Consider the following 11,214-nt stretch of genomic DNA (forward strand, 5'->3'; position numbering starts at 1 on the left):
ACAGCAAAGCGCCGTGAATGTTATGACACTGGATATTTCGAAATACCCCCATCTGGCATTGGCCAACACACCAGATGAATTACGCTTGCTGCCTGCAGAAAGCCTGCCGGCGGTGTGCGACGAGCTACGTACTTACCTACTGAACTCCGTCAGTCAGAGCAGTGGCCACTTCGCCTCTGGGTTAGGCGCTGTCGAGCTAACCGTCGCTCTGCATTTTGTTTACAACACTCCGTTCGATCACCTGATCTGGGATGTCGGCCACCAAGCCTACCCGCATAAGATCCTCACGGGCCGCCGTGATCAGATGCCGACTATCCGCCAAAAAGGTGGGGTACACCCATTCCCATGGCGTGAAGAAAGTGAATACGACGTACTGTCTGTCGGTCACTCGTCGACCTCGATCAGTGCAGGGCTGGGTATGGCCATCGCAGCAGAAAAAGAAGGCATGGGCCGCAAAGTCGTCAGTGTTATCGGTGACGGCGCAATCACGGCAGGTATGGCTTTCGAAGCAATGAACCATGCCGGCGGTGTGCATTCAGATATGCTGGTGATCCTCAACGACAACGAAATGTCTATTTCGGAAAACGTCGGCGCGCTGAACAACCACCTTGCCCGCCTACTATCAGGCAACCTGTATACCACTATCCGCGAAGGTGGCAAGAAGGTCCTCTCTGGTGCTCCACCAATCAAAGAATTGGTCAAGCGTGCCGAAGAACACCTCAAAGGCATGGTTGTACCTGGCACCATGTTTGAAGAATTGGGCTTTAACTACATCGGCCCAATTGACGGCCATGATGTCGAAGAGTTGGTCAAAACCCTCAAGAATATGCGTAACCTCAAAGGGCCGCAGTTCCTGCACATCATGACCAAAAAAGGCAAGGGCTATGCCCCAGCCGAGGCAGATCCGATCAACTACCATGCGGTACCAAAATTTGATCTGACCCAGAACCCAATTCCTAAAGCGAAAAGCCAACCGACTTTTTCCAATGTCTTTGGCGATTGGCTTTGTGACATGGCTGAGCAAGACGAGAAGCTGATGGCGATCACGCCTGCCATGCGCGAAGGCTCTGGTATGGTACGTTTTTCTAAAGAGTACCCGTCACAGTACTTCGATGTGGCGATTGCTGAGCAGCATGCCGTAACACTGGCTACCGGTATGGCCATTGGTGGCTACAACCCAGTTGTCGCGATTTACTCGACCTTCTTACAGCGCGGCTACGACCAGCTTATCCACGATATCGCTATTATGGATCTACCTGTCATGTTTGCCATCGACCGTGGTGGCCTTGTCGGCGCTGACGGCCAGACTCACCAAGGTGCCTTCGACATGAGTTTCATGCGTTGTATCCCGAATATGGTGATCATGGCGCCAAGCGACGAGAATGAATGTCGCCAGATGCTCTACACCGGACACATGCACCAAGGTCCAAGTGCAGTGCGCTACCCTCGCGGCAGCGGCACGGGGATTGCGCCAGAGCGTGAAATGACGGCATTGCCAATTGGCAAAGGCATCGTTCGCCGTGAAGGTGAAAAGGTGGCTATCCTGAACTTTGGTACCATGATGGGCTATGCGCTGGAAGCCGCCGAAAACCTCAACGCTACCGTGGCTGACATGCGATTTGTCAAACCGCTTGATGAAGCGCTAATCCTTGAACTGGCTGCTAACCATGATGTACTGGTGACTGTTGAAGAAAACGCTATTGCCGGCGGTGCAGGCAGCGGTGTCAATGAATTCCTGATGAAACAGAAGGTGCTCAAGCCTGTGCTGAACATCGGTCTGCCAGATCGATTTGTCGAGCAAGGCACTCAAGCTGAGCTCCACGCTATGCTTGAAATTGATGGCCCGGGTATCGAAAAGCAGATCCGCGCTTATATCGACTAAGCAAAGTAGGTTCATCACAAGAAAAAACGCGCATTATTATGCGCGTTTTTTATTTCTGTTGGCTTAAGGGTAATTACCAACCCAGCCAGTGGCCTAGCCCCCATAGGGCTATCATTGCCATGAAGCCCGCCAAGATATCATCAACCATGATACCCAGACCGCCGTGGACATGCTTGTCCAGCCAGCTGATAGGCCATGGTTTGACCATATCGAAAAAGCGGAACAGGATAAAACCGGCCAATACCCATTGCCAGCTCACTACTGGAGCAATAGCCATGGTGATCCAGAAACCGACAAACTCATCCCAGACAATACTACCGTGGTCATGCACGCCCATATCGTCAGAAGTCTTCTGGCAAATGGTGATACCAATAAAGGCGGCTACCAGGGTGATTAGCAGGTAAACCGTAAATGGTAGCTGCGCCATCAACAAGTACAAAGGGATCGCAGCAACAGTACCCATTGTGCCCGGCACAATCGGTGACAAGCCGCTACCGAATCCGGTCGCCAAGAAATGCCATGGATTTTTTAGGTGAATTTTATCTTTCGGGTTTGCCACAATTTACTCCGCAAAATGATCATATCCGTGCAGCTGCCAGTTCAGCGGCTGGCTATTACGTACCAAGGTAATACCCTGCCCCGGACGCAGTTGGCCGACACAGGTCGCCTTTACACCACTATGCGCCAAGGCGGTTTCCACTGTGCCCCGATTCTGCTCGGGAACAGTAAAGCACAGCTCATATTCTTCGCCGCTGGCCAAGGCAAGTTGCAACGCTTTATCCCGCACTGGCTCAAAAGCTTCCAGCTCTGGCGAAAGAGGTAGTTTATCAACGTCAATTTCTGCTGCCACCCCAGAACGTTTCAGAATATGTCCAAGATCGCTGATCAGGCCATCGGAAATATCCAGTGCCGCTGAGGCAACCCCTCGCAGCGCCTGTCCTGCCAGAATACGCGGCTCTGCCTTGTGGTGGCGCTCAAGCAAGGTTGCTTCAAGCTCTGTGGACCCAACCTTTTTCTGACCGAGCAACAACGCCAGACCTGCCGCGCTATCGCCGAGGTTACCAGTGACATAAATCCAATCACCTGAATTAGCCCCACTGCGGGTCAAAGCTTGGCCATGCGGCACGAAACCATGTACTGTCAGCGTAATGCTAAGCGGGCCTTTGGTGGTATCTCCCCCCACCAGTTGGACATTGTAGTACTCCGCAAGGGCAAAGAATCCCTCGCAGAAACCGGCCAGCCAAGCTTCATCCGGCTCGGGCATAGTCAATGCCAGCGATACCCAGGCAGGCGTGGCGCCCATTGCCGCCAGATCGCTGAGGTTAGACGCCAGTGCTTTGTGGGCAACCCAAGCGGGATCGGCCTCGGCCAGGAAGTGGGTACCTGCCACCAGCGAATCGGTACTGACGGCCAGTTGACTCCCTTCCGGCACCTCCAGCAGGGCGCAATCATCACCAATTGCCAAAGGTACATCTTTACGGTTCACAGCCTGGCGTTCGAAGTACCGGGCTATCAGATCAAATTCGTTTGCCATATTCTTCTTTTGATAGATAGAAAAAAGGCCAGCATTGCTGGCCTTTTACAATCGTGTTGTGATTACTTCTTGCGAAGTGATGGCGCAGCCTTGTCAAGCACACCATTCACAAACTTGTGGCTATCTTCAGCACCGAAAGCTTTCGCCAACTCGATTGCTTCGTTGATAACAACTTTGTATGGTACATCATCACGCTTGGTCATCTCGTACATAGCAAGACGAAGCAGCGCTAGTTCCATCTGATCCAAGTCCTGTAGAGGACGAGACAGGTACGGACGCATTTTGCTGTCCAGTTCCTGATGGTTCAGCACAACACCTGTTAGCAGATCACGGAAGTAAGCAACATCTGTATGTGGTGCTGCAAGCGCCGGGGCTTCCGCCTGGTGCTCTTCTTCTTCAAACTTGTCATCAGAAAGAAAATGTTGCTCAATATCAGCAACATTACCTTTGGTAATTTGCCAAGAATAAATTGCTTGTACAGCAAAATGACGTGCATTACGACGTGCGGCTGGTTTCACACTAACCCCCATTAGGATTCAATTTGGGACAGGACATTAACCATTTCAAGCGCGCTTAGTGCAGCCTCTGCCCCTTTATTACCAGCCTTGGTACCGGCACGCTCGATGGCTTGTTCGATAGAATCTACAGTCAGAACACCGAATGCTACTGGAGTGTTGTACTCTAGAGCAATTTGAGCCAGACCTTTGTTACACTCACCGGCAACATAATCAAAATGTGGCGTACCGCCACGGATCACAGAGCCAAGCGCAACAATAGCATCATAACGATCGCTCTTAGCAACCTGCTGAGCAACAAGTGGTAGCTCGTATGCACCTGGGCAACGAACAACAGTGATGTTGTCATCACTAACTTGACCCTGACGTTTCAGAGCGTCTAGCGCGCCTTCTAGTAGGCTTTCGTTGATAAAGCTGTTGAAGCGTGCGATTACGATAGCAACTTTTGCGTTTGGTGCCGCGATGGCGCCTTCAATTACCTTCATGGGCCTTCCTGTGACTATGTCTTTTCCGGTATGAGAAACCGCGGGAGTCTATCACACTTTATGCGTTATACCAATTGGCATATTCAAGCGCTTTCCCGCCTCATACCGGCAATGTTTGGGATTTATTTTATAGAAATATGTTTCGAACAAAAGCGGGCACTGGGCCCACTTGGACTATTCGCAAATGTATTCAACCGCTTCGAGGCCAAAGCCCGATAGCGAATGGTAACGTTGAGTGCTTGATGACAGCAGGCGCATCTTCGAAACACCAAGATCTGACAAGATCTGAGAACCGACACCCACCTGACGCGACTGATCTTTCGGGTTCAGCTTCACACCCGGCTTGCCTTCTTCCTGCGCGGCCATGTTCTGGACCTTGGTAATGATAGATTCCTGGCTTTCTGCCTTGCTCAATACCACCAATACCCCGCCTTCGTCAGCAATGCGTTTCATCGCTGATGGCAGTGTCCACTGGGTTGCACCCGAGTGAAGAATATCTTTAAAGGTATCTTGCAGGTGTACGCGGACCAAAGTCGGCTCGCCATCGACAACGTCGCCTTTTTTCAGTGCGTAATGAACCTGGTTGTCGATAGTGTCACGGTAAGTGATCATCTCAAAATCACCGAATTCAGTTGGCAGGTTGCACTGCGCAACACGTTCAATGGTGGTTTCGTTGTTGTTGCGGTACTCAATCAAGTCCGCAACAGTACCCAGCTTCAGGCCATGCTGCTCGGCGAATACCTCAAGATCCGGACGGCGCGCCATGGTGCCATCTTCATTTAGGATCTCGACAATAACACTCGATGGCTCAAGGCCAGCTAGGCGCGCGACATCACAACCGGCTTCAGTATGGCCTGCACGGGCAAGAACACCGCCCTCTTGGGCCATCAATGGGAAAATATGGCCAGGCATAACGATATCAGCAGGCGAAGCACCAGGTGCCACAGCAGCCTGTACCGTCACAGCGCGGTCTGATGCTGAAATACCCGTCGTTACGCCTTCGGCTGCTTCAATCGACACGGTGAAGTTGGTGCTGAACTGCTCGGTGTTATCCTGCACCATCAGTGGCAGCTTAAGTTGCTGGCAGCGAGACTTGGTCAAAGTTAGGCAGATCAAGCCACGACCATGACGGGCCATAAAGTTAATAGCTTCAGGGGTGATTTTTTCCGATGCAATGATCAGATCGCCTTCATTTTCACGATCTTCGTCATCCATCAAGATAACCATTTTACCCAGACGGATATCTTCGATGATTTCCTTTGCACTGCTTAGAGCCATATCGATACCTTAATTTTTGTTAATCTTCTGTCTGTTTATCGAAGGAACCCGCTGCGAGCCAGCAAATCCATGGAAACTTCTGATTTCGGCTCTGCCGCCTTCTCGCCCATCATCAAACGCTCGAGGTAGCGGGCAATTACGTCGACTTCCAGGTTGATTTTACGGCCAGCGGTAAATGCTTCCATCGTGGTTTCAGAAGCCGTGTGTGGCACGATGGTCAGTTTGAACTCATCGCCGCGAATCGCATTGACCGTCAAGCTGATGCCATCAACAGCTACCGAGCCTTTTTCAGAAATATACTTCGCCAAATGTGCCGGAGCCTTCAGCCAAAACTCAATCGCACGGCCGGTATGGGAACGCTCAATCACTTCCGCCACATCATCGACATGGCCAGAGACCATATGACCACCGAAACGGGTGGTAGGCAGCATGGCTTTCTCAAGGTTCACCTTCTGTCCCGCACGGTAATTGACAAATGCGGTACGCTTTAGGGTTTCCAGAGACAAGTCAGCCACATAACCAGAACCTGTTAGTTCTACTACGGTCAAACACACGCCATTGGTTGCAATACTGTCACCCAATTTTACATCGGATAGGTCCAGCTTGCCGGAGTCCACCGTCACAGAAATGTCTTTGCCTTTTGGGGTCAGTGCAGTAATTGTACCCACGGCTTCAATAATGCCAGTAAACATGTCAAACCTTATTCTTTGTCTGCATTGAGTAAATCAGCCCGGATGTGATTCTTGATACGGGAAGTGATCCGAATATCATCGCCCACCATCCGTACATCCGAGATGCTCAGTTCGGGAACCTGTGCCATCGACACCAGTCCATTTAGATCCATCAGTCCGCGGCTGTCGCTGCCCATCAACTTAGGGGCTTGATACAAGATCAACTCATCGACCAAACCTGCTTGCAGCAAGCCACCGGCCAGGCCGGCTCCAGCTTCCACCCAGATATGGTTGATATTGTGCTTTGCCAACTCAACCATAAGCGCATGGAGATCAACCCCTTCGCCCTCTGGGATAACCAGTTGCTCAACATCCTGCGGCCATGCCTGCATGTCAGCTTGCTTTCTTGCCAGAATAGTGTTGCCCGGCAGGCTGATTAAACGGTGCTCTAGGGTGACTCGGTTTTTACTGTCAATCACCACCCTCACAGGTTGACGCAAGTCAGCTTCAGGGTAGCCCTGCTGTACTTCGTCACCCAGTTCCTGCCAGCGAATGTTCAACGACGGGTCGTCAGCCAACACCGTTGCACTGGTCGACAAAATAGCCCCGGCCTTGGCGCGGTAGCGTTGAACATCGGCCCTGGCAGCAGGGCCAGTGATCCACTTACTTTCGCCGTTAGCCAACGCAGTACGGCCATCAAGGCTTGCCGCCAGCTTGAGCTGGACATACGGAAGCCCGGTCTTCATCACTTTGATAAAGCCAGGGTTCAACGCCTCGGCATCTTGTTCGAGCAAGCCGGTTTGGACTTCAATGCCAGCTTGCTTGAGCATAGCAATACCACGCCCGGCAACCTTCGGGTTGGGATCAACCATAGCGCAAACTACACGTTTCACACCGGCTTTAACCAATGCTTCGGCACAAGGCGGAGTTCGGCCGTAATGAGAGCAAGGCTCCAGCGTAACGTATGCCGTTGCGCCTTTCGCCTTATCCGCAGCCGCGCGAAGTGCAAAGACTTCGGCATGGGGTTCACCGGCACGGTAATGATAGCCTTCTCCGACAATTTCATCGTCGTGGGCGATCACACAGCCGACATTGGGGTTTGGAGTCGTAGTGAACTGACCGTTCTTCGCCAATTTGATTGCGCGTAGCATCATGGCGTGGTCGATAGATGAGAACATGAGACTTCAGTATCGGTTAGAAAGCCGGCGCATCACGTCCGGCATCAATTATTTCTCTAGTTTAGCGATTTCTTCACCAAACTCACGGATGTCTTCAAAACTGCGGTAAACAGAAGCAAAACGGATATAAGCCACTTTATCCAGCTCTTTCAATGCTTCCATGACCAAATTACCAATCATTTCCGATGGCACTTCTCGCTCACCGGTCGCACGCAAGCGCGACTTGATGGTATTGATCGCACGTTCGATATCATCAGCACTGACAGGACGCTTTTCCAGCGCACGCTGGATCCCACCACGCAGTTTGTCTTCATTGAACGGGTCACGGTTACCATTAGTTTTGATCACCCGTGGCATCACCAACTCAGCGGTTTCAAACGTTGTATAACGTTCGCTACAAGCCAAGCACTGACGACGGCGACGAACCTGATGGCCATCGGCCACCAGACGGGAATCTATTACTTTGGTGTCATTGGCACCACAAAAAGGACAATGCATCTTGCCTCCTCAACTTCGTCGCACCAGTGTAACTCATTTCATTAACGGGGGGAGACTATTACCATAAAAATTCTGCTGAAAATGGCGCTAAAACGCCATAAAAAAAGGGCCCGCAAGCTGCAGGCCCTTTTTTGTTCCAAAACTGTCACCCAGATGGGTCAGTGCTTATGCGTAAACCGGTAGACGCTTACAGATTTCTAGCACCTTAACCTTGGTCGCTTCAATCACTTCAGGATTGTCGATGTTGTCCATGACATCACACATCCAGTTAGCAAGCTGCTTGGCATCTTCTACCGTAAAGCCTCGACGGGTAATTGCAGGTGTACCGACACGAATACCTGAAGTCACAAACGGGCTGCGTGGGTCATTTGGCACACTGTTCTTGTTAACAGTGATGTTCGCCGCACCCAGTGCCGCATCCGCTTCTTTACCTGTGATGCCTTTGTCGATCAGATCAACCAGGAACAGGTGGTTTTCCGTGCTGCCCGATACGATCTTGTAACCGCGCTCTAGGAACTCACCAACCATTGCTTTGGCATTCTCAACCACGCGAGCCTGGTAATCTTTGAACTCTGGCTCCATCGCTTCTTTGAATGCAACCGCTTTAGCAGCGATAACATGCATTAGAGGACCACCCTGACCACCAGGGAATACTGCTGAGTTCAGTTTCTTGTAAAGATCTTCGCCACCATTAGACAGCACTAGGCCGCCACGAGGGCCCGCAAGCGTCTTGTGCGTTGTGGTTGTAACCACGTGAGCATGTGGAACTGGGTTCGGGTAAACACCTGCTGCAATCAGACCGGCAACGTGCGCCATATCAACGAAGAAGTACGCGCCGACTTTGTCTGCGATTTCACGCATGCGCTTCCAGTCAACAATCTGGGAGTAAGCAGAGAAACCACCGATGATCATTTTAGGCTTGTGCTCAAGCGCCAGCGCTTCAACTTCGGCGTAATCAATCTGGCCTGCTTCATCAATACCGTAAGGGATGATGTTGTATAGCTTGCCCGAGAAGTTTACTGGAGAGCCATGAGTCAAGTGGCCACCATGTGCCAGGCTCATACCCAGAACAGTATCGCCAGCATTCAGCAGTGCCATGTACACAGCGTTGTTGGCCTGAGAACCCGAGTGAGGCTGAACGTTGGCGTACTCGGCACCAAATAGCTCACACGCACGGTCGATAGCCAGTTGCTCGGCTTTATCTACGTACTCACAACCGCCGTAGTAACGCTTGCCTGGGTAGCCTTCGGCATACTTGTTGGTTAGCTGGGAGCCCTGAGCTTCCATCACGCGTGGGCTGGTGTAGTTCTCAGAAGCAATCAACTCGATGTGCTCTTCCTGACGCGCCGTTTCTTCCTGAATCGCTGCAAATAGTTCAGCATCGTAATCGGCAATATTCATGTCGCGCTTTAGCATCTGTATCTCCTGACTCAGATTGTTTTAGTCCTTTTTGTCTCTGGTAAGCCAGTGAATGGCCGTGCCGACAAAGAGGCGGTAAACACACAAAATTGGCAAAAAACGGAAAATCCGCAAAGCTAGGCGCCACGTGGACGCAAACGTTTTCGTCTCGCCTGTAGATAACGCAGTATTTTACAGAATTTGATCTAAATCAGATACCCCTAATGTGACTTTTTATTGGTATTTATTTCATTTTTGGTATGAATTGTTTTCAAGTTGTTCACTCCCTCGTCATGGGCAACCAAAACTAAAATACCCACATTACAAGTAATGATTGAAATTAATTTTTTACGACAGCGTAATATAATTTGTACACCGACCAATGGACAGATTTCACGCCGACTATCACGCTTGTCACCAATGCCCTATATCATGGCGCCTCTATACATAAGGAGTGTTGTCTTGAGCGGTTATCATCATTCACTGAAAGAAAATATCATTGCTATTCTTACCGGTACTTTCATCGTTGCCCAAGGGGTTTTCTTTCTCCAGCAAGCTGATCTTCTCACCGGTGGTACTACCGGCCTGGCCCTGCTTGTCAGCCAGTTTGTCGATCTGTCTTTTGGCCAGCTGTACTTTATGATGAACTGCCCGTTCTACCTGATGGCCTGGTTCCGTATGGGCAAGAGTTTTGCGATCACCAGTGTGATTTCCGGCGGCCTGGTCTCTATCATCACCGACAACCTCCACCATGTGCTGGAAATCAGTCGCCTTGAGCCACTTTACTGCGCCCTGATCGGTGGCCTGCTGATGGGGTTGGGTATGCTGATCCTGTTCCGCCACAAAACTAGCCTCGGTGGTTTCAACGTATTGGTGCTATTCCTACAGGAGAAAATGGGCTGGTCGGCGGGCAAACTGCAGATGGGTATTGATATCACCATCCTAGTGGCATCTTTCTTCCTAGTTAGCCCGATGGTCTTGCTGTTTTCGGTCATCGGCGCCTTCATGCTGAACCTGGTACTGGCAATGAACCACAAACCGGGCCGTTACAGCGGTGAGCTAAAGCCGCAGGCAAGTTAAGATCTCAGCTAGAGGCTAGAGGCTAGAGGCTAGAGGCTAAAAATAAAAAAAGAGGTCGCATCCTGCGACCTCTTTTTTTCGTGTCTAATTCCCGTTGGTGTTGCAGTGCTTAGTGATTATAAGCGGTAAGCATCCACATCAACTTTTCTTGCTCACGGATGTAATCACCCATGATAGCCGCAGTACCCTCATCATCAGCGTCACCGGCAAGAGACAAAATGCTGCGCTGCATACCTAGCACGGTTTGGAAACCCTGTTGCAAGCCGCCGACACACTCATCACCGCTATGGGCGTTTAGGTGCTCTTTGATTTCACTCACTTCAAGGTATTCGCTAAAGCTGTGTGAAGGGGTTGCACCTAGCGTCAATACACGCTCGGCTAGCTCATCAATTTTGACCTGCAGATCGGTATAAATTTCTTCAAATTTCACATGCAACTCAAAGAACTCTTTGCCTTTGATGTTCCAGTGGTAACCACGTGTGTTCATGTACAGCACCTGGTAGTTTGCCAGCAATTTATTTAGTTCAACCGCTAGCTCTTCAGACTTAATGCTATCTAGGCCAATCATATTTTGTGTCGACATAATCTCTTCCCCCTTGGTTTTCCTCAATATTACGGGCTCGGTTGGCCTGGCTCCATTCGTATTGGTTTATACATTCAATAAGCAAAACCTATTGATGGGGTGCTGGGGTGCT

General features: G+C 50.7%; 12 protein-coding genes. 2 read left to right on the forward strand and 10 right to left on the reverse strand.

Features of this window, described 5'->3' with window-relative positions; genetic code table 11:
- Positions 1–22 precede the first annotated feature (22 nt).
- On the forward strand, positions 23–1,882 hold the full coding sequence (dxs, locus tag BIZ37_RS15525; protein WP_187462239.1) for a 1-deoxy-D-xylulose-5-phosphate synthase: 1,860 nt from the start codon (positions 23–25) through the stop codon (positions 1,880–1,882).
- A 73-nt stretch (positions 1,883–1,955) separates the two neighbouring features.
- Here dxs and pgpA read toward each other — a convergent pair whose 3' ends face one another.
- The 9 genes from pgpA to glyA all read right to left on the reverse strand — a co-directional run bounded on the left by pgpA (position 1,956) and on the right by glyA (position 9,457).
- A complete protein-coding gene (gene pgpA / locus BIZ37_RS15530) occupies positions 1,956–2,441 on the reverse strand; it encodes a phosphatidylglycerophosphatase A (RefSeq protein ID WP_370577375.1) in 486 nt (161 codons plus the stop codon).
- A gap of 3 nt (positions 2,442–2,444) precedes the next feature.
- Positions 2,445–3,416: a thiamine-phosphate kinase gene (gene thiL / locus BIZ37_RS15535; protein WP_187462240.1), complete on the reverse strand. Its 972-nt coding sequence runs from the start codon at positions 3,414–3,416 to the stop codon at positions 2,445–2,447.
- Positions 3,417–3,478: 62 nt separating this feature from the next.
- Positions 3,479–3,946: a transcription antitermination factor NusB gene (gene nusB, locus BIZ37_RS15540; protein ID WP_187462241.1), complete on the reverse strand. Its 468-nt coding sequence runs from the start codon at positions 3,944–3,946 to the stop codon at positions 3,479–3,481.
- Positions 3,946–4,416: a 6,7-dimethyl-8-ribityllumazine synthase gene (gene ribE, locus BIZ37_RS15545; protein ID WP_107301464.1), complete on the reverse strand. Its 471-nt coding sequence runs from the start codon at positions 4,414–4,416 to the stop codon at positions 3,946–3,948. The genes nusB and ribE overlap by 1 nt, the downstream gene beginning before the upstream one ends.
- 174 nt (positions 4,417–4,590) lie before the next feature.
- Positions 4,591–5,694, reverse strand: coding sequence for a bifunctional 3,4-dihydroxy-2-butanone-4-phosphate synthase/GTP cyclohydrolase II (gene ribBA / locus BIZ37_RS15550; protein WP_107301463.1), 1,104 nt, complete (start codon positions 5,692–5,694; stop codon positions 4,591–4,593).
- Between the two features lie 35 nt (positions 5,695–5,729).
- Positions 5,730–6,386, reverse strand: coding sequence for a riboflavin synthase (locus BIZ37_RS15555; RefSeq protein WP_107301462.1), 657 nt, complete (start codon positions 6,384–6,386; stop codon positions 5,730–5,732).
- Between the two features lie 8 nt (positions 6,387–6,394).
- Complete coding sequence (gene ribD, locus BIZ37_RS15560) at positions 6,395–7,543, reverse strand: bifunctional diaminohydroxyphosphoribosylaminopyrimidine deaminase/5-amino-6-(5-phosphoribosylamino)uracil reductase RibD (protein ID WP_187462242.1); 1,149 nt, start codon at positions 7,541–7,543, stop codon at positions 6,395–6,397.
- Positions 7,544–7,591: 48 nt separating this feature from the next.
- Positions 7,592–8,041 (reverse strand): transcriptional regulator NrdR, encoded by a 450-nt coding sequence (nrdR, locus tag BIZ37_RS15565; protein WP_039460556.1) that lies wholly within the window; start codon positions 8,039–8,041, stop codon positions 7,592–7,594.
- A gap of 165 nt (positions 8,042–8,206) precedes the next feature.
- A complete protein-coding gene (gene glyA / locus BIZ37_RS15570) occupies positions 8,207–9,457 on the reverse strand; it encodes a serine hydroxymethyltransferase (protein ID WP_107301460.1) in 1,251 nt (416 codons plus the stop codon).
- A 414-nt stretch (positions 9,458–9,871) separates the two neighbouring features.
- Here glyA and BIZ37_RS15575 point away from each other — a divergent pair, with 414 nt between their 5' ends.
- A complete protein-coding gene (locus tag BIZ37_RS15575; protein WP_187462243.1) occupies positions 9,872–10,519 on the forward strand; it encodes a YitT family protein in 648 nt (215 codons plus the stop codon).
- 109 nt (positions 10,520–10,628) lie between these two features.
- On the opposite strand, the gene BIZ37_RS15580 is transcribed toward BIZ37_RS15575, so the two are convergent.
- Entirely contained in the window at positions 10,629–11,102 is a 474-nt protein-coding gene (locus BIZ37_RS15580; protein WP_187462244.1) for a Dps family protein, read from the reverse strand.
- Positions 11,103–11,214 lie beyond the last annotated feature (112 nt).

The sequence above is a fragment of the Photobacterium sp. BZF1 genome (assembly GCF_014349205.1).
Lineage (GTDB): Bacteria > Pseudomonadota > Gammaproteobacteria > Enterobacterales > Vibrionaceae > Photobacterium.